Genomic DNA, 17,586 nt, shown 5'->3' with positions numbered 1-17,586 from the left:
AGTCAGAGGGCGGCCGCGTGTGCGGCCGGTTCGCGGATGCGCAGGTGCGCGTAGGCGCTGCGTTCGTCGTCGGCGAGCGGCACGACGTAGGGTTCGACCGGTCGTTTCTCGCTGCGCATCGTGCCGTCGGCACCCTTGCGCAGCCACGTGTGGCAGAACCACTCGGCATCGTTGCGATGCGGAAAGTCGACGCGATGGTGGTACAGCCCCCAGCGGCTCTCGGTGCGGAACAGCGACGCGCGCGCGGCCATTTCGGCGCAGTCGCGGATCGCGCGCACTTCGGCCGCGCGCATCAGCTCATGCGGATGGCTCGCCTTGATTTCTTCGATATCCTCAGTAATGGCGTCAAAACGTTGCAGCCCGATTTCCATCTTGCGCGTCACCTTCGGCGGTTGCAGGTAATCGTTCACCATGCGGCGCAGCTTGTATTCGACCTGCGCTGGCGCGAGGCCGCGCTCGCGCGTGAGCGGCGCAAGCACGCGGGCGCGTTCGGCGGCGACCTGTTCGTCGTCCACCGGCGCGTGAGCGCGGCCGGCCACGTAGTCGGCCGCGTTCTGTCCGGCGAACCAGCCGTAGGTGAATGCGCCGAGCATGTAGTTGTGCGGGACCGCCGCCATGTCGCCGGCCGCGTAGAGCCCCGGCACGGTCGTTTCCGCGTGGGCGTTCACGTATACGCCGGATGCGCTGTGGCCGCTGCAGAAGCCGATCTCGGAGATGTGCATCTCGACCATCTGGCGCCGGTAGTCGGTGCCGCGCCCCGCGTGAAAGCGGCCGCGGCTCGGCCGCTCGTTGGTGTGCAGGATCTGCTCGATGGTCTGGATCGTTTCCTCCGCGAGATGGTCGAGCTTCAGGAACACCGGGCCGTTGCCGCTTTGCAGTTCCTGGTAGAACTCCCACATCATCTGGCCGCTCCAGTAGTCGCACTCGATGAATCGCTCGCCCTTGCCGTTCGCGGTGAAGCCGCCGAGCGGGCCCGTCACGTATGCGCAGGCCGGGCCGTTGTAGTCCTTGATCAGCGGATTGATCTGGAAGCACTCGAGGTTCGCGAGCGCCGCGCCCGCGTGGTACGCCATCGCGTAGCCGTCACCCGCATTGGTCGGGTTCTCGTACGTGCCCATCAGGTAACCAGACGCCGGCAGCCCGAGCCGGCCGGCCGCGCCGCAGCACAGGATCACGGCCTTCGCGCGGATCACGTGGAACTCGGCCGTGCGGCAGTCGAAGCCGAGCACGCCGCTCGCGCGGCCCTGCGCGTCGGTCAGCACGCGCGTCGCGACGATCCGGTTCGTGATCGCGATGCGCGCGCGCTTCAGCTGCCGGTACAGCACCTTCTTGATGTCGTGGCCCTCCGGCATCGGCAGCACGTACGAACCCATGTGGTGGACCTTCTTCACCGCGTAGTCACCGGTGCCGTCCTTCTCGAACTTCACGCCCCAGCGGTCGAGCTGCTCGATCGTCGCGAAGCTGTGCGTCGCATACGCGTACACGGCTTCCTGGTCGACGATCCCGTCGTTGGCGATCGTGATCTCGCGCGTGTACTGCTCGGGCGTCGCGTGGCCAGGAATCACCGCGTTGTTCAGCCCGTCCATCCCCATCGAGATCGCGCCGCTGCGCTTCACGTTGGCCTTCTCCAGCAGCAGCACGCGCAGCGACGGGTCGCGTTCCTTCGCCTTGATCGCCGCCATCGGGCCGGCCGTGCCGCCGCCGACCACGACGATGTCGTATTCGAGTACATGGGTATTCATTGAGAATTCCTTGCAGGTTGGCGGATCTTCTGCCGGTCGATGCGCAGCCGGTACTGGAAGGCGTCGCCGCGGAAGTACAGGTGTTCGTAGTCGATCGGCGTGCCCGACGCGTCGTGCGTCAGGCGCTCGATCCGCAGCACGGGGCTGCTTTCCTCGACGCGCAGCGCGTCGACGATTTCATCGTCGGCGAGGATCGCGTCGATCGACACGTCGGCGTGGCCGAGCGGCACGCCGCAGTCGTTCTCGAGGATCAGGAAGATGTCGCGGGTCGCGAGATCGGCGCCGGCGAGCCGCTTGCCGAGCGCCTCGGGCACCCACGTCTGTTCGAGCGACACCGGCTCGCGGTTCAGCAGCCGCACGCGGTGGATCTCGATGAGCGGCGCGCCTTCCGGCACGTTCAGCTTCGTCGCGAGGTGGCGGTCGGCCTTCACGGTGCGAAAGCTGCGCAGCTGGTTGACGATCTCGTAGCCCATCGACGACATCGCCTCGGCGAAGCCCTGCAGCGACGTCACGTTCTGGAACGCCTTCGGCTTCGACACGAACGTGCCCTTGCCGTGCAGCTTGAACAGCAGGCCTTCCTTCTGAAGGTCGCCGAGTGCCTGGCGCACCGTGATGCGGCTCACGTCGAACATCGCGCAGAGTTCGTGCTCGGACGGCATCCGGCTGTGTGGTGCATAGGTGCCGTCGAGGATGCGCGTGCGCAGCGTGTCCTTGATCTGCACGTAGAGCGGCGCCGCCGACAGCGGCACGACGTTGGGTGGGGTCATCGTTCAACTTGTTATGACAAGACGGCTCGAGTGTAGTGAGCGCGCTCACGCGCCCCAACCAACTATTTCTGATTTCGACTTTCCGATTCCGGAAAAGCGGGGCGGCGGCGACCCGCGCGAAAATAAAAAAACGGGGCCCGGCATGACCCGCGCAAACGGCGCCGAATCCGCGCGGAGCCTGCTGCGGCGCAGCACAGCGGCAAGTCGCGGCGATCGGCACGCATGCGCGCCGATTCGGCCCCTAAAAACACAATATCGAGCATGCGTTCGAAGGGCCTGTCATACGCACGTCACCCTGCTAGAATTCGGCTGCCGCATTTGTTCCGATTGACTGATGAGATTGCTTGACGCACTGGTCGAACAACGCATTGCCGCCGCCGCCGCGCGGGGCGAGTTCGACGATTTGCCGGGTACCGGCGCGCCGCAGGCGCTGGATGACGACCTGCTCGTACCCGAGGAGGTGCGGGTGGCCAACCGTATCCTGAAGAATGCGGGCTTCGTGCCGCCGGCCGTCGAGCAACTGCGCGCGCTGCGCAACCTGCAGGACGAACTGCAGGCGGTCAGCGACCGCGCCGCGCGCTGCCGGCTGCAGGCGAAGATCCTCGCCCTCGACATGGCGCTCGAATCGCTGCGCGGCGGCCCGATGGTGATGCCGCGCGACTATTGCCGGCGCATCGCGGAACGTCTGTGCGAGCGCGGGCTCGACGACGCGCCCGCCGAAGCGGGGCCGATGTGAGCGCCGACGCGTTGCCCGACGCGGCAGCCGGACCGGCTGTCGTTCCCGATGCTCCCGTTCCCGAGGCCGCGCCGGTGTCGGCGCGCGACCTGCATTTCATGCGGCTCGCGCAGGCTGCCGCCGAAGAGGCGCGCGCGGCCGGCGAAGTACCGGTCGGCGCGGTGCTCGTGCGCGGCGACGAAGTGATCGCACGCGGCTTCAACCATCCGATCGGCGGGCACGATCCGTCGGCCCACGCGGAAATGGCCGCGCTGCGCATGGCCGCGCAGCATCTGCAGAATTACCGGATGCCCGGCTGCGAGCTGTACGTGACGCTCGAGCCGTGCCTGATGTGCGCGGGCGCGATCATGCACGCGCGCATCGCGCGGGTCGTCTACGGCGCCGCCGACCCGAAGACGGGCGCGTGCGGCAGCGTGATCGACGCGTTCGCGAATCCGCAGCTCAATCACCATACCGACGTGACCGGCGGCGTGCTCGCCGACGAGTGCGGCGCCGCGCTGAAGTCGTTCTTCGCGGAGCGCCGTCGCGCGCTGCGGGAAGCACGGCTCGCCCGCGACGCCGCATCCGGCGCGTCATAGCGCGCCCGCCGTGCCCGTCGCCCGGAGCGGGGCGGGCCGCGCGGTTCCGTGAACCGGAGACGGTTCGGACCCTCTAAGCAGGTTTGACGATCCCGATATCTTTCGCCATGTCCTTCCAGCCCGCCGCGTCCTACACCATCCGCCTGCTGGCGCCGTCCGGTTACCCGCACGACCCCGATGCGATCAACCGCGCGCTCGAGCGCTTGAGCGGCGCGCAGCAGCGCATCGAGAACATCGAGGCGACGCAGCGTCGCTTTCAGCGCTTCGGCGGCACCGACGGCGAGCGGGCCGGCGACCTGAATCGTCTCGCGGATCCGGAGCGCGCGCTGCCGGATATCGCGCTCGCGGTGCGCGGCGGCTACGGCGCCGCGCGCATCCTGCACGGGCTCGACTATCGCGGGCTCGAGCGTCGGCTGCGCGACCAGCCGATCGCGCTCGTCGGCCACAGCGACTTCACCGCGATCCAGCTCGCGCTGTACGCGAAGGCGCGCATCAAGACCTTCGGCGGCCCGATGCTGTCGGCCGACTTCGGCGCGGAAACGCCGAGCGATTTCACGATGCAGCACTTCTGGCGGACGCTGTCGCAGCCGACCACGACGATCGTCACCGAGGCGCCGCAAGTGCAGACCGTGAACGTGACGGGCACGCTGTGGGGCGGCAACCTCGCGATCCTCACGTCGCTCGTCGGCACGCCGTACATGCCCGACATCGAGGGCGGCATCCTGTTCATCGAGGACGTGAACGAGCAGCCGTTCCGGATCGAACGGATGATCTACCAGCTGCACCTGTCGGGGCTGCTCGCGCGCCAACAGGCGCTCGTGCTCGGCCAGTTCACGGGCGCGCGGCCGTTCGAGTACGACAACGGCTACGACATGCAGGCGATGATCGACCAGGTGCGCTCGGTGGTCGGCATTCCGGTCGTCACGGGGCTGCAGTTCGGTCACGTGCCCGACCTGCTGACGCTGCCGTTCGGCGCGCAGGCGCAGCTCGTCGCGAATGCGCACGGTTTCCGGCTCACGCTGTCGGACTATCCGCATCTCGGCTGAGGCCGGCAGGGACCATCGAAAGGCGGGGCTTCCCGCCTTTTTCTTCAAGTAAATGCGCAACTAACGGTCGGAAATTTTCATCGCCGCCGATCGGGTCGGTATCGTCGCGCGCACCATTTTTGTCAACAAAACACCCGGGAGGGTATACACCGTGAGCCGCCATGGACAAGCGCGGGAGGCTTGTCGTGCCTGGATATCGGGCGCTACGCACCGCTCTGGCACAGGCTGATGCACACGGATTGTGCGCATTTCCAGAAAAGAATTGTTGACAATCTTTATGTCCGTCCTAGGATGAGGACCATCACACGATGCAGAACATGAACGACTCCGCTACCCATCCGTCCGGCGCCGCCGGTCCCGAAGCGATCGCCGAGCGGATTCGCACCGCGATCCTCGAGCATCGGCTCGCGCCCGGCGCGAAGCTGACGGAGGCGCAGCTCTGCGACGTGTTCGGCGTGAAGCGCGGGACGATCCGCCAGGCACTTTCGCAGCTCGCGGCCGACAAGCTGGTGGATCTCGAGCCGAACCGCGGTGCGTTCGTCGCGAGTCCGACGCTGCAGGACGTGCACGAGGTGTTCGAGATGCGCCGGATCATCGAGCTGGCCGTCGTCGAGCGGCTCGCGACGGGGCCGGGCGCGAAGCGGTTGAAGGGCGTCGCCGCGCTGATCGACAAGGAACGCAAGGCGTTCGAGCGGCACGACTTCGCGGCGTGGATCCGCCTGTCGGGCGAATTCCATACGGCGCTCGCGGCGCTGACGGGCAACGCGACGCTCTGCGAGTGCCTCGACGGGCTCGTCGCACGCTCGACGCTGATGTCGGCGCTGTACGAATCGCACGGGCGCAGCCCGTGCTCGTGCGACGACCATGACGAGATCCTGACCGCGCTGGAAGCGGGCGATTCGAAGCGGGCGGTGACGCTGATGGCGCACCACCTGCAGCATGTCGAACTGAAGATGCTGGACCGGCCCGCGCAAGGGCAGGTCGATTTGCGCGAAGTGTTCGGCGGCGCCTGAGCGGCGACGCGAACCCGGCCGCGCGCCACACGACGAGAGCAATGCAGGCCGGCGGTTCGCGCCGCCGGCCGCCAGTCCGACTCCGGACGACGATCCGGAGCGATATCGATGACGGTGGAGCGGCTGCCAGGCCGCGTCAAGGAGAAGTCATGGCTCAGTTCAGTGTGGCGCACGACAGTGCGTATCCGGCGGAAGAAGGCGGCGAGGGCGGCGGCCCCGTGTTGCCGGACGGCTACAGCGAACGTTTGTACAACGAAGATTTGGCACCACTAAAGAATCAGACGTGGGGCTCGTACAATATCTTCGCGTTCTGGATGTCGGACGTGCACAGCGTCGGCGGCTACGTGTTCGCGGGCAGCCTGTTCGCGCTCGGGCTGACGAGCTGGCAGGTGCTGATCGCGCTGATCGTCGGCATCACGATCGTGAACCGGCTGTGCAACCTGATCGCGCGGCCGAGCCAGCAGATCGGCGTGCCGTATCCGGTCGCGTGCCGCGCGACCTTCGGCGTGCTCGGCGCGAACGTGCCGGCCGTGATCCGCGGGCTGATCGCCATCGCGTGGTACGGCATCCAGACCTATCTCGCGTCGAGCGCGCTCGTGATCGTCGTGCTGAAGTTCTTTCCGCAATGGCTGCCGTACGCGGACGTCCATCGCTACGGCTTCCTCGGGCTGTCGGCGGTCGGCTGGGCCGGCTTCATGCTGCTGTGGGTGCTGCAGGCGCTCGTGTTCTGGAACGGGATGGAGACGATCAAGAAGTTCATCGACTTCGCGGGCCCGGCCGTCTACGTCGTGATGTTCATCCTGGCCGGCTACATGGTGTGGCGCGCGGGCTGGCGCAACATCGGCCTCAACCTCGGCGGCGTCAAGTATCACGGCGCGGAAGTGATTCCGGTGATGATCACGGCCGTGTCGCTCGTCGTGTCGTACTTCTCCGGTCCGATGCTCAATTTCGGCGACTTCTCGCGCTATTGCCGCTCGTTCGGCGACGTGAAGCGCGGCAACTTCTGGGGGCTGCCGGTCAACTTCCTCGCGTTCTCGCTCGTCACGGTGATCACCACCGCCGCGACGCTGCCGGTGTTCGGTGAACTGATCACCGATCCCGTCGAGACGGTCGGCCGCATCGACCATCCGACCGCGGTGATCCTCGGCGCGCTGACCTTCACGATCGCGACGATCGGCATCAACATCGTCGCGAACTTCGTGTCGCCCGCGTTCGACTTCTCGAACGTCGCGCCGCGGCTGATCAGCTGGCGCGCGGGCGGGATGCTCGCGGCCGTCGCGTCGATCTTCATCACGCCGTGGAACCTGTTCAACAACCCGGCCGTGATCCACTACACGCTCGACGTGCTCGGCGCGTTCATCGGCCCGCTGTACGGTGTGCTGATCGCCGACTTCTACCTCGTCAAGCGCGGCCGGCTCGTGCGCGACGACCTGTACACGATGTCGGAGCGCGGCACCTACTGGTACACCGGCGGCGTGAACCGCCGCGCGCTCGCCGCGCTGCTGCCGGCCGCGGTGATCGCCATCGTCTGCGTGATGGTGCCGGGCTGGCAGGCCGCCGCGAACTTCTCGTGGTTCATCGGCGCGGGGCTCGGCTTCGTGTTCTACCGGCTGCTCGCGAGCACGAAGGCCTGAGGAGCGCGCGATGAAGATCAAGCTGATCAATCCGAACACGACGCAGCGGATGACCGACGCGATGGGCCGCTGCGCGCGCGAAGTCGCGGCGGCAGGCACCGAGATCGTCGCGGTGAGCCCGCCGATGGGGCCGCCGTCGATCGAAGGCTATTACGACGAAGCGCTCGCGACGCCCGGGCTGCTCGCCGAGATCGCGCAGGGCGAGCGTGACGGCTGCGATGCGTATGTGATCGCGTGTTTCGGCGACCCGGGCCTGTATGCGGCGCGCGAACTCGCGCGCGGGCCGGTGATCGGGATCGCCGAGGCGGCGATGCACGCGGCGAGCGTGCTCGCGCCGGGCTTCTCGGTCGTCACGACGCTCGCGCGCACCTGCGGGATGGCATGGCATCTCGCCGAGCGCTACGGGATGAAGCGCTTCTGCCGCAACGTGCGGGCGACCGACGTCGCGGTGCTCGAGCTCGACCGGCCCGGTTCGGCCGCGCGGCGGATCATCGTCGACGAATGCCGGCGCGCGCTCGACGAGGACGGTGCCGACGCGATCGTCCTCGGCTGTGCCGGGATGGCCGAATTCGCGCTCGAGATCGAGCACCAGATCGGCGCGCCGGTCGTGGAAGGTGTCACGGCAGCCGTCAAATGGGCCGAGGCGCTCGTCGCGCTGCGCCTCGCGACCGCGAAACGCGGCGACTACGCGCGGCCGCTGCCGAAGCGCTACGACGGCGAATTCGCCCATTTCAGCCCGCCGGGGGATGCGTCGTCGGCCGCGCCGGCCGCCGCCACGGCGCGCAGCGGGAGCGCCGCACCGGAACCGGTCCCGGCTTTGCCGCAACCGCACATACACGCCGTCTGACCTGCACTATCTGCGCCGCTGTATGGGCGCGTATGAACCTTTTCGCTACACTGGGCCGTCATCGCATCGGCCCGTGCGGCCGGCCTCCGGCACCCGCGCGGGTCGATGCGAACCCATTATTTCAGCACGCTTTCGCGGCACTTCGAACCCATGTCACTCGATCCCAACTATCCTCGCGACCTGATCGGCTACGGCCGCCATCCCGTGCAGGCGAACTGGCCCGGGCGCGCCCGCGTCGCCGTGCAATTCGTCCTGAACTACGAGGAGGGCGGCGAGAATTGCGTGCTGCACGGCGATCCGGGCTCCGAGCAGTTCCTGTCCGAAATCGTCGGCGCGGCCGCCTATCCGGACCGCCACATGAGCATGGAGTCGATCTACGAGTACGGTTCGCGTGCGGGCGTGTGGCGCATCCTGCGCGAATTCGAGAAGCGCGGGCTGCCGCTCACGGTGTTCGGTGTCGGCATGGCGATCGAGCGTCATCCGGAACTCGCGCGTGCCTTCGTCGAGCTCGGCCATGAGATCGCGTGCCACGGCTGGCGCTGGATCCACTACCAGAGCATGACGCCCGAGCTCGAGGCCGAGCACATGCGCCTCGGGATGGAAGCGATCGAGCGCGTGACGGGCGAGCGTCCGCTCGGCTGGTACACCGGCCGCGACAGCCCGAACACGCACCGCCTCGTCGCGGAATACGGCGGCTTCCTGTACGACTCCGACAACTACGGCGACGACCTGCCGTTCTGGATGGATGTCGAGGTGTCGGGCGGCGGCACGTCGCCGCAGCTGATCGTTCCGTACACGCTCGATACGAACGACATGCGCTTCGCGACGCCGCAGGGCTTCAACACCGGCGACCACTTCTTCGCGTACCTGCGCGACGCGTTCGACGTGCTGTACGCGGAGGGCGACGACGCGCCGAAGATGCTGTCGATCGGCATGCACTGCAGGCTGCTCGGCCGGCCGGGGCGTTTCCGCGGGCTGCAGCGTTTTCTCGATCACATCGAGAAGCACGATCGCGTATGGGTGACGCGGCGTGTCGATATCGCGCGTCATTGGCGCGAACATCATCCGTACCAGCCCAGTCATCGAAACGAAGGGAAAGCATGAAGGCGATGCGTTACACGTTGGAGCAACTGAACACGATGGCGCCGAGCGCATTCGTCGCGGCGCTGTCGGGGATCTTCGAACATTCGCCGTGGGTGGCCGAGGTCGCCGCGGGCAAGCGGCCGTTCGCGAGCATCGACGCGCTGCACGAGACGATGTCGAACGCGGTGGAGACGGGCGGCGAAGTCCGCCAGCTCGCACTGATCAATGCCCACCCGGAACTGGCCGGCAAGGCTGCCGTGCGCGGCGAGCTGACGGCCGAGTCGACGCGCGAGCAGAGCGGCGCGGGTCTCGACCAGTGCACGCAGGAAGAGTTCGACAAGCTGCTGACGCTGAACCGCACGTATCGCGAGAAGTTCGGTTTCCCGTTCATCCTCGCGGTGCGCGGCTATGACCGGCACGGCATCATCGCGAACTTCGAGTCGCGCGTGAATCATTCGCGCACCGAGGAACTGCGCGCGAGCCTCGACCAGATCTACCGGATCGCGCGCTTTCGCCTCGACGACCTGATCGACGCCTGACACCTCACGACGGCCTGCTGCGTCGCAGCGGCCTGATCGCATCACTGAAACAAGGAAACCTCATGGCTGTTCCGCTTCTCGATCCCGACGCACCCGACTTCACCCGGCGCTACGTGAACCTCGCCGACCCGCGTCTCGGTGCGCAGGCGCTCGAGGCCAGCGACGACTTCTTCGCGCCGAAGGAGCGGATGCTGAACCCCGAGCCGGCCGTTTTCATTCCCGGCAAGTACGACGACCACGGCAAGTGGATGGACGGCTGGGAGACGCGCCGCAAGCGCACGACGGGCTACGACTGGTGCATCGTCAAGCTCGCGCGTCCGGGCGTGATCAAGGGCTTCGACATCGACACGAGCCACTTCACCGGCAACTTCCCGCCGGCCGCGTCGATCGAGGCCGCGTACGTGGCCGACGGCGCGCCGACGCACGCGACCGAATGGGTCGAGATCGTGCCGTCGACGACGCTGCAAGGCAACAGCCATCACTACGTCGCGGCGAGCGACACCCGCGCGTTCACGCACCTGCGCGTGAACATCTATCCGGATGGCGGCATCGCGCGCCTGCGCGTGTACGGCCAGCCGCAGCTCGACTGGGCCGGCGCCAGCGCGACCGAGCAGTTCGACCTCGCGGCGATGGAGAACGGCGGCTACGTGGTGGCGGCGAACAACCAGCACTTCGGCGTCGCGTCGAACCTGCTGCTGCCGGGCCGCGGCGTGAACATGGGCGACGGCTGGGAAACCCGCCGTCGCCGCGAGCCGGGCAACGACTGGGCGATCATCGCGCTCGCGCAGCCGGGCGTGATCCGCAAGATCGAAGTCGATACCGCGTTCTTCAAGGGCAACTATCCGGACCGCTGCTCGATCCAGGCCGCATACGTGTCGGGCGGCACCGACAGCTCGCTGATCACGCAGTCGATGTTCTGGCCGGTGCTGCTCGGCGAACAGAAGCTGCAGATGGACAAGCAGCACTATTTCGAACCCGAGATCGCATCGCTGGGCCCGGTGACCCACGTGCGCCTGAACATCATTCCGGACGGCGGCGTATCGCGCCTGCGTCTGTGGGGGACGCTCGACAAATGAAGACGCTCGCAATCGAACCGCTGACCAAGGAAGCCTTCGCGGCGTTCGGCGACGTGATCGAAACCGAAGGCGCGAAGCAGATTCCGATCAATCTCGGCACGACGATCCGCTTTCACGATCTCGCGAAGATCGACGTGAACGACGAGGACGGCCGCACGCTCGTCAACCTGTTCCGTGGCCAGCCGCGCACGCTGCCGTTCGAGGTGAAGATGCTCGAGCGCCATCCGCTCGGCAGCCAGGCGTTCGTGCCGCTGAACGACCAACCGTATCTCGTCGTCGTCGCGCCGGCCGGCGATCTCGATCCGTCGAAGATCCGCGCGTTCGTGACGAGCGGGTGGCAGGGCGTCAATTATGCGAAGGGCGTGTGGCATCACCCGCTGATCGCGCTGGGCGGCGTCAGCGACTTCATCGTCGTCGACCGCGGCGGCGACGGGCTGAACCTGAACGAGCAGGACCTGCTGGAATCGCTGTGGCTCACCGAGGACGCGCTGGACGCAGTGACGGCCTGAGCGGCAGTTCGGCCCCGCCTGTCGAAGCAACCCGCGCGACCTGCGCGGGTTTTTTTATGCGCGGCGCGCGCGTCATGGCGCGACGAGCCGTGCGTGCTCGTACGCACGATGCGGCAGCGCGACGAACGGCGTCGCATCGGGCAGTGTCGCCGAGCCGAGCCGAGCCGTGCCGTGCATCGTCGCGTCGCGCGGCCGGCTCGCGGACGACGTTGCGCTGACGCGGACATGACGTTGCGGGGGCGTCGAGACGGCCGGTCGCGTGCTATCGTGCCCGCATCGCCACCGCCCGACGTCCGGTTCCGGACGCGTTCCCCCGATGAGCCACCCTGAAAACGACCTCACGATACTGCTGCGCACGATGCAGCCCGAACTGCATCGCGGTGCGTTCGCATTCGTCGCACTGCCGGCCGATACGGAAATATCGTTATCCGAAACGATCGCGATCTTTCGCGAAGCGGAAGGCGTGACGGTCGTGGTCGACGAGGCGACGGCCGCGCGTCGCGGCTGGCCCGTGCTGTTCCGCGCCGCGTGGATCACGCTGACCGTGCATTCGGATCTCGCCGCGGTCGGCCTGACGGCCGCGTTCGCGCGGGCATTGGGTGAGGCCGGCATCAGCTGCAACGTGATGGCTGCCGCGTATCACGATCACATCTTCGTGCCGTTCGACGACGGCCCGCGCGCGCTCGATGCGCTCGTCGCGCTGCAGCGCGATGCGCGGCGCGGCTGACGCGCGACACGTTCCGCGCACGCAAAAAAACGGGCCCGTTTCCGGGCCCGCGAACGGAGAGGATTGCGCCGGCAATTGATAGCCGGCGCACGGCGGCTTACCTGGCCGCGCCACCCTCGAACCAGGCGGCGAGCTTCACGCGCTCGTCGTCGGTCATGTGCGTGACGTTGCCGATCGGCATCGCCTTCAGGCGCACGGCCTGTTCGTAGATGCGCTGCGCGTTCTTCGACACTTCGTCCGGCGTGTCGAACATCACGCCGGCGGGCGCGCTGCCCATCAGCGTCGGCTTCGCCGAGTGGCACTCGACGCAGCGCTGCTGCAGGATCGGCATGATGTCGTTGATCACGATCTTCGGTGCGTTCGCAGCCTGTGCTTCCGGTGCGACCGGCTTCGGCATCGTCCACACCAGCGCGCCGGACAGCAGTGCGACGCCGCCGATCGGCAGGTACCACAGCTGCTTGCCGCGGTGACGCATCACGAAGAACTGACGGATCAGCGCGCCGGCCAGCATGATCAGCACGAGCACGATCCAGTTGAACTTGTTCGTGTACGTCATCGCATAGTGGTTCGACAGCATCGCGAACACGACCGGCAGCGTGAAGTACGTGTTGTGCACCGAGCGCTGCTTGCCGCGCTTGCCGTAGATCGGGTTCGGCTCCTCGCCCTTGAGCATCTTGTCGACCATCTTGCGCTGGCCGGGGATGATCACGAAGAACACGTTCGCCGACATGATCGTCGCGAGCATCGCGCCGACGATCAGGTAGGCGGCACGGCCCGAGAAGATGTGGCACGCGAGGTACGCGGCGACGACGACGTAGAGGCCGACGCAGATGCCCAGCACGCGATCGTTGGTGCCGAGGATGCGGCACAGCGTGTCGTAGACGATCCAGCCGGCCGCGAGGAAGCCGAGCGCGGACGCGACGGCGACCACCGGGCCCATGTCGAGCACGCTCTTGTCGATCAGGTAGGTGTTCGGCGCGAGCAGGTACAGCACGAAGAACAGCGAGAAGCCCGACAGCCAGGTCGTGTACGACGGCCACTTCGACCAGTGCAGGTCATCCGGCATTTCCGGCGGGGCGACCGTGTACTTCTGCATGTTGTAGAAACCGCCGCCGTGGACGTGCCACAGTTCGCCGAACACGCCGCGCTTGCGCTGGTTCGCGTCGGTCGGCGGTTTCAGGCTGTTGTCGAGCGCGACGAAATAGAAGGACTCGCCGATCCACGCAATGGCGACGATGACGTGCAGCCATCGCAGCGCGAGGTTCAGCCAGTCGGTGATGAAGCCTTCCATGAAACTCCTCCAGACTCAGATCGTTGTCTTTGATGCGGGCGCCGATGCGTGTGTCAGCTGCCGCGATAGGTGCTGTACGACCACGGCGACACGAGCAGCGGCACGTGGTAGTGCGATGCGGTGTCGGCGATGCCGAAGCGCAGCACGACGCGGTCGACGAAGCGCGGCTCGGGCACCTTCACGCCGAGCGACGCGAAGTAGTCGCCGGCATGGAACACGAGTTCGTATTCGCCGGCGGCGAGCGCGGCACCTTCGAGCAGGGGTTCGTCGCAGCGGCCGTCGCTATTGGTCAGCACGGTCTTGATCGCGCGGCGCGATTCACCGTCCAGCGCGTAGAGGTCCACCTTGATGGCGGCGCCGGGGCGGCCGTGCGCCGTATCGAGTACGTGGGTAGTGAGCTTTCCCATTCGCAATTGTCCTTGTGTGAATGCGAGGTTCGGCGGCGACTCGATCCATGACTGTGCGGCGGATCGAGGCTCCACGTCACGTGGCTACATACCCGTCGGCGAGATTGAAGCGAGCGCCGTGCAGGCATTGTAAAAAGGTTCCCCGCGCAAATACGGGCGCGATATCAAAGATAATGCGCCGCGCATGAACCGCTGTCGACGGCGGGAAAAAACCCGCCGCGCCGCGCTCGGCGGGCCGCTGCACGGCCCGCGCGCGTACCATATCGAAACCGTGAAGCGCAGTATTCGGCGTCGCGCATTGTGCGGCGCGCGCGCATCGGCGATCCTCCCGCCGTGCGCGTCGGCCCGAGGCCGGGGCGCACCCCGAAGACGGCGAGCACGCCGGGTAACCGGGCCAGGGCGTTCGAACGGACGCAGGCACCGGGGCGTGCCGCGAATCAGCGTTCGAACGGCTTTGCGACCGCCCGAAAGGGCTGACCGACGCGGAGAACGCATGAATCCCGAGCAGCACTCCGGCGCGCACGCACGCGCGCCGCACCCATCCTCATCCCGCCCGAAAACCCTGCTGGTCAAGCACGCCGACGTGCTCGTGACCATGGACGACACGCGCCGCGAACTGCGCGACGCGGGGCTCTATATCGAAGACAACCGGATCGTCGCGGTCGGCCCGAGCGCCGAGCTGCCCGATACTGCCGACGAAGTGCTCGACCTGCGCGGCCACCTCGTGATCCCGGGGCTCGTGAACACGCACCATCACATGTACCAGAGCCTCACGCGCGCGGTGCCGGCCGCGCAGAACGCCGAGCTGTTCGGCTGGCTCACGAACCTGTACCGGATCTGGGCGCACCTGACGCCCGAGATGATCGAGGTGTCGACGCTGACCGCGATGGCCGAGCTGCTGCAGTCGGGCTGCACGACGTCGAGCGACCACCTGTACATCTATCCGAACGGCAGCCGGCTCGACGACAGCATCGGCGCCGCGCAGCGGATCGGCATGCGCTTTCACGCGAGCCGCGGCGCGATGAGCGTCGGCCAGCGCGACGGCGGGCTGCCGCCCGATTCGGTCGTCGAGCGCGAGCCCGACATCCTGCGCGACGCACAGCGCCTGATCGAGACCTATCACGACGAAGGCCGCTACGCGATGCTGCGGGTGGTCGTCGCGCCGTGCTCGCCGTTCTCGGTGAGCCGCGGCCTGATGCGCGACGCGGCCGTGCTGGCGCGCGACTACGGCGTGTCGCTCCACACGCACCTGGCCGAGAACGTCAACGACATCGCGTACAGCCGCGAGAAGTTCGGGATGACGCCCGCCGAATACGCGGAAGATCTCGGCTGGGTCGGTCACGACGTGTGGCACGCGCACTGCGTGCAGCTCGACGATGCGGGCATCGGCCTGTTCGCGCGCACCGGCACCGGCGTCGCGCACTGTCCGTGTTCGAACATGCGGCTCGCGTCGGGCATCGCGCCGGTGAGGAAGATGCGTCTCGCGGGCGTGCCGGTCGGCCTCGGCGTCGACGGTTCCGCGTCGAACGACGGCGCGCAGATGGTCGCGGAAGTGCGGCAGGCGCTGCTGCTGCAGCGGGTCGGTTTCGGGCCCGATGCGATGACCGCGCGCGAAGCGCTCGAGATCGCGACGCTCGGCGGCGCGAAGGTGCTGAACCGCGACGACATCGGCGCGCTGAAGCCCGGCATGGCCGCGGACTTCGCCGCGTTCGACCTGCGCCAGCCGCTGTTCGCGGGCGCGCTGCACGATCCGGTCGCGGCGCTCGTGTTCTGCGCGCCGTCGCAGACGGCGTACACGGTGGTGAACGGGAAGGTGGTGGTGCGGGAAGGGCGGCTCGCGACGCTCGACCTGCCGCCGGTCATCGAGCGCCACAACGCGCTGGCGCAGGCACTCGTGGAGGCGTCGCGCTGACCGCGTCGACGTGAGGTGAAGGCCGCGCCCGCACGCCGCGGATCGGGCGCGCGGCCGTGGCTACGGCTGAGGTTGGGGTTGAAGCTGAAGCCACCAGCGCCGCGCGTCACACCGGCCCACCCCGCAACGGCGTGGCCGGCGCGCGCGTCGTGCGCGCTTACGCCTCGATCAGCGTGCGGGTCGCTTCGGCGACGAGGCTGCGCAGCCAGCGCACTTCGTCGGAGTAGTGGCAGCGTTCGTGCCACAGCTGGTAATACTGCATCGGCGGGAAGTCGAGCGGTGCCGGCACGACCGACAGCGGCAGGAACTTCGCGTAATGATCGGCGAACAGGCGCGTCGTCGTGAAGATCAGGTCGGACTTCACCAGCACGTACGGCGCGAGGTTGAAGTACGGCAGCGTGACGACCACGTGACGCTTGAGCCGTTCGCGCGCGAGATGCACGTCGATCGCGCCGCGCTGGCCGACCGAGTACGGCGTCGGCGCGAGATGCGGCGCGTTCAGGTACTGGTCGAGCGTGAGCCCGCCACGCTTCGCGAACGGATGCGTGTTGCTCATCAGGCAGACGATTTCGTCGACGAACAGGTTCGACAGATGCAGCTGCTCGGGCGGCTCGGGCCAGTTGCCGACGACGATGTCGAGCTTGCCGTCTTCCAGCGCGAGCTCGTAATCGAACGCGGGGCCGAGCGAATGGAACTCGAGCGTCGCGTTCGGCGCCGCCTGGCGGAAGCGTTCGACGACGGTCGGCACGAACAGCACGTTCAGGTAGTCGGGGCAGCCGATCCGGTAGCAGCGGATCGACGTGGCCGGGTCGAAATTGTGCTGCTGGAACTTGATGCGCTCGATTTCGCGCAGTGCGTTCTGCACCGGCTCGAGCAGGCGCAGCCCGTATTCGGTCGGGACCATGCCGGACTTGCCGCGCACCAGCAGCGGGTCGCCGGTGATGTCGCGCAGGCGCCGCAGCGCGGCGCTGATCGCCGGTTGCGACTGGTTCAGTTTGACGGCCGCGCGCGTGACGCTGCGCTCCATCAACAAGGTGTGCAAGACGCGCAAGAGGTACGTGTCGATCGCCTCGCGTTGCTGACTCATGATTTCTCCGGTTTATATGGCTGGGCTGATCGATGGGGGAGGTGGGTATATGGTTTTTAATATGAACGAAAGTCAGCGTCAAGAGATGGATACCCGCAGACACCCGTCGCCGGGCCTCGCCAAGCGGGCTGAAGCGGGCTGAAAAGGGCCGAAGCGGGAACGGGTGAAGGGGCGGAATGCGGGCGTGCGCGGTACCGCGCGGATGCGCATTGCACGCATCCGGTGGTCAGGGCACCGCGCGTGACACGCGTGCGTCAGTCGTCGATGCGCATGCCGACTTTCAGCGTGACCTGCCAGTGGATGACCTGGTCGCCTTCGATGTGGCCGCGCGTTTCGGTCACCTGGAACCAGTGCAGGTTGTGCAGCGTCTTGCCGGCTTTCGAGATCGCGTTGCGGATGGCGTCGTCGCACGATTGCCGCGACGAACCGGTCAGTTCGATCAGCTTGTAGACGTGGTCGCTCATGATGCGCTCCCTGGGATGTCGGTGTGTGCGGCCGGCGCAAGCGGCGGGCCCGAAGCGGCGCCGCGCGTGTCCGGCTTCTTGAGTGATAGGTATGATGGGCGGCAAGTGCAACCTCAATTGGAGACGAG

The 17,586-nt window shown here is 67.3% G+C and carries 18 protein-coding genes; 12 read left to right on the top strand and 6 right to left on the bottom strand.

What is annotated here, in order from left to right; all coding sequences use genetic code 11:
- Positions 1–2: 2 nt before the first annotated feature.
- Positions 3–1,742 (bottom strand): fumarate reductase/succinate dehydrogenase flavoprotein subunit, encoded by a 1,740-nt coding sequence (locus NQV17_RS08985; protein ID WP_257771541.1) that lies wholly within the window; start codon positions 1,740–1,742, stop codon positions 3–5.
- A complete protein-coding gene (locus tag NQV17_RS08980) occupies positions 1,739–2,509 on the bottom strand; it encodes a GntR family transcriptional regulator (protein ID WP_257771539.1) in 771 nt (256 codons plus the stop codon). The genes NQV17_RS08985 and NQV17_RS08980 overlap by 4 nt, the downstream gene beginning before the upstream one ends.
- Positions 2,510–2,843: 334 nt before the next feature.
- Here NQV17_RS08980 and NQV17_RS08975 point away from each other — a divergent pair, with 334 nt between their 5' ends.
- From NQV17_RS08975 to NQV17_RS08925, 11 genes are all read left to right on the top strand, one after another.
- Positions 2,844–3,245, top strand: a complete 402-nt coding sequence (locus tag NQV17_RS08975; protein ID WP_044843744.1) for a DnaJ family domain-containing protein — start codon at positions 2,844–2,846, stop codon at positions 3,243–3,245.
- Positions 3,242–3,823 carry a tRNA adenosine(34) deaminase TadA gene (tadA, locus tag NQV17_RS08970; protein ID WP_052664610.1) on the top strand — a complete coding sequence of 194 codons (582 nt, stop codon included), beginning with the start codon at positions 3,242–3,244 and terminating at the stop codon, positions 3,821–3,823. Before NQV17_RS08975 ends, tadA begins: the two co-directional genes overlap by 4 nt.
- Before the next feature lie 107 nt (positions 3,824–3,930).
- Positions 3,931–4,869: a muramoyltetrapeptide carboxypeptidase gene (gene ldcA, locus NQV17_RS08965; RefSeq protein WP_044843743.1), complete on the top strand. Its 939-nt coding sequence runs from the start codon at positions 3,931–3,933 to the stop codon at positions 4,867–4,869.
- Between the two features lie 308 nt (positions 4,870–5,177).
- Positions 5,178–5,882: a GntR family transcriptional regulator gene (locus tag NQV17_RS08960; protein ID WP_044843742.1), complete on the top strand. Its 705-nt coding sequence runs from the start codon at positions 5,178–5,180 to the stop codon at positions 5,880–5,882.
- Between the two features lie 149 nt (positions 5,883–6,031).
- Positions 6,032–7,516, top strand: coding sequence for an NCS1 family nucleobase:cation symporter-1 (locus NQV17_RS08955; RefSeq protein WP_257771533.1), 1,485 nt, complete (start codon positions 6,032–6,034; stop codon positions 7,514–7,516).
- A 10-nt stretch (positions 7,517–7,526) separates the two neighbouring features.
- Entirely contained in the window at positions 7,527–8,363 is an 837-nt protein-coding gene (locus tag NQV17_RS08950) for an aspartate/glutamate racemase family protein (protein ID WP_257771530.1), read from the top strand.
- Positions 8,364–8,513: 150 nt separating this feature from the next.
- Positions 8,514–9,467 carry an allantoinase PuuE gene (gene puuE, locus NQV17_RS08945; RefSeq protein ID WP_257771528.1) on the top strand — a complete coding sequence of 318 codons (954 nt, stop codon included), beginning with the start codon at positions 8,514–8,516 and terminating at the stop codon, positions 9,465–9,467.
- Entirely contained in the window at positions 9,464–9,985 is a 522-nt protein-coding gene (gene uraD, locus NQV17_RS08940) for a 2-oxo-4-hydroxy-4-carboxy-5-ureidoimidazoline decarboxylase (RefSeq protein ID WP_044843738.1), read from the top strand. The genes puuE and uraD overlap by 4 nt, the downstream gene beginning before the upstream one ends.
- 62 nt (positions 9,986–10,047) lie before the next feature.
- Positions 10,048–11,061, top strand: coding sequence for an allantoicase (gene alc, locus NQV17_RS08935; RefSeq protein ID WP_257771526.1), 1,014 nt, complete (start codon positions 10,048–10,050; stop codon positions 11,059–11,061).
- The gene (locus NQV17_RS08930) at positions 11,058–11,570 is read left to right on the top strand and encodes an ureidoglycolate lyase (protein WP_257771524.1); all 513 of its coding nucleotides are present in this window, start codon (positions 11,058–11,060) and stop codon (positions 11,568–11,570) included. The genes alc and NQV17_RS08930 overlap by 4 nt, the downstream gene beginning before the upstream one ends.
- A gap of 316 nt (positions 11,571–11,886) precedes the next feature.
- Positions 11,887–12,297 carry an ACT domain-containing protein gene (locus NQV17_RS08925; protein ID WP_257771522.1) on the top strand — a complete coding sequence of 137 codons (411 nt, stop codon included), beginning with the start codon at positions 11,887–11,889 and terminating at the stop codon, positions 12,295–12,297.
- A 97-nt stretch (positions 12,298–12,394) separates the two neighbouring features.
- On the opposite strand, the gene NQV17_RS08920 is transcribed toward NQV17_RS08925, so the two are convergent.
- Both NQV17_RS08920 and uraH read right to left on the bottom strand, forming a co-directional pair.
- Positions 12,395–13,588, bottom strand: a complete 1,194-nt coding sequence (locus NQV17_RS08920) for a urate hydroxylase PuuD (RefSeq protein ID WP_257771520.1) — start codon at positions 13,586–13,588, stop codon at positions 12,395–12,397.
- A 53-nt stretch (positions 13,589–13,641) separates the two neighbouring features.
- Entirely contained in the window at positions 13,642–13,995 is a 354-nt protein-coding gene (uraH, locus tag NQV17_RS08915; RefSeq protein ID WP_011657188.1) for a hydroxyisourate hydrolase, read from the bottom strand.
- Positions 13,996–14,488: 493 nt separating this feature from the next.
- Here uraH and NQV17_RS08910 point away from each other — a divergent pair, with 493 nt between their 5' ends.
- Complete coding sequence (locus tag NQV17_RS08910) at positions 14,489–15,907, top strand: 8-oxoguanine deaminase (protein ID WP_044843733.1); 1,419 nt, start codon at positions 14,489–14,491, stop codon at positions 15,905–15,907.
- A 157-nt stretch (positions 15,908–16,064) separates the two neighbouring features.
- Here NQV17_RS08910 and NQV17_RS08905 read toward each other — a convergent pair whose 3' ends face one another.
- The gene (locus NQV17_RS08905; protein ID WP_006762467.1) at positions 16,065–16,994 is read right to left on the bottom strand and encodes a LysR substrate-binding domain-containing protein; all 930 of its coding nucleotides are present in this window, start codon (positions 16,992–16,994) and stop codon (positions 16,065–16,067) included.
- Positions 16,995–17,248: 254 nt separating this feature from the next.
- Positions 17,249–17,458: a dodecin gene (locus NQV17_RS08900; RefSeq protein WP_006755984.1), complete on the bottom strand. Its 210-nt coding sequence runs from the start codon at positions 17,456–17,458 to the stop codon at positions 17,249–17,251.
- Positions 17,459–17,586: the final 128 nt, after the last annotated feature.

This window comes from Burkholderia sp. SCN-KJ (assembly GCF_024656005.1).
Classification (GTDB): domain Bacteria; phylum Pseudomonadota; class Gammaproteobacteria; order Burkholderiales; family Burkholderiaceae; genus Burkholderia.
The sequence above is the reverse complement of the archived record's forward strand: the minus strand, read 5'-3'. Positions and strand labels throughout refer to the sequence as shown.

Coding starts and splice junctions, on each gene's coding strand:
- NQV17_RS08985 (WP_257771541.1), bottom strand. CDS start 1,742: ATGAATACCCATGTACTCGAATACGACATCGTCGTGGTCGGCGGCGGC.
- NQV17_RS08980 (WP_257771539.1), bottom strand. CDS start 2,509: ATGACCCCACCCAACGTCGTGCCGCTGTCGGCGGCGCCGCTCTACGTG.
- NQV17_RS08975 (WP_044843744.1), top strand. CDS start 2,844: ATGAGATTGCTTGACGCACTGGTCGAACAACGCATTGCCGCCGCCGCC.
- ldcA (WP_044843743.1), top strand. CDS start 3,931: ATGTCCTTCCAGCCCGCCGCGTCCTACACCATCCGCCTGCTGGCGCCG.
- NQV17_RS08960 (WP_044843742.1), top strand. CDS start 5,178: ATGCAGAACATGAACGACTCCGCTACCCATCCGTCCGGCGCCGCCGGT.
- NQV17_RS08955 (WP_257771533.1), top strand. CDS start 6,032: ATGGCTCAGTTCAGTGTGGCGCACGACAGTGCGTATCCGGCGGAAGAA.
- NQV17_RS08950 (WP_257771530.1), top strand. CDS start 7,527: ATGAAGATCAAGCTGATCAATCCGAACACGACGCAGCGGATGACCGAC.
- puuE (WP_257771528.1), top strand. CDS start 8,514: ATGTCACTCGATCCCAACTATCCTCGCGACCTGATCGGCTACGGCCGC.
- uraD (WP_044843738.1), top strand. CDS start 9,464: ATGAAGGCGATGCGTTACACGTTGGAGCAACTGAACACGATGGCGCCG.
- alc (WP_257771526.1), top strand. CDS start 10,048: ATGGCTGTTCCGCTTCTCGATCCCGACGCACCCGACTTCACCCGGCGC.
- NQV17_RS08930 (WP_257771524.1), top strand. CDS start 11,058: ATGAAGACGCTCGCAATCGAACCGCTGACCAAGGAAGCCTTCGCGGCG.
- NQV17_RS08925 (WP_257771522.1), top strand. CDS start 11,887: ATGAGCCACCCTGAAAACGACCTCACGATACTGCTGCGCACGATGCAG.
- NQV17_RS08920 (WP_257771520.1), bottom strand. CDS start 13,588: ATGGAAGGCTTCATCACCGACTGGCTGAACCTCGCGCTGCGATGGCTG.
- uraH (WP_011657188.1), bottom strand. CDS start 13,995: ATGGGAAAGCTCACTACCCACGTACTCGATACGGCGCACGGCCGCCCC.
- NQV17_RS08910 (WP_044843733.1), top strand. CDS start 14,489: ATGAATCCCGAGCAGCACTCCGGCGCGCACGCACGCGCGCCGCACCCA.
- NQV17_RS08905 (WP_006762467.1), bottom strand. CDS start 16,994: ATGAGTCAGCAACGCGAGGCGATCGACACGTACCTCTTGCGCGTCTTG.
- NQV17_RS08900 (WP_006755984.1), bottom strand. CDS start 17,458: ATGAGCGACCACGTCTACAAGCTGATCGAACTGACCGGTTCGTCGCGG.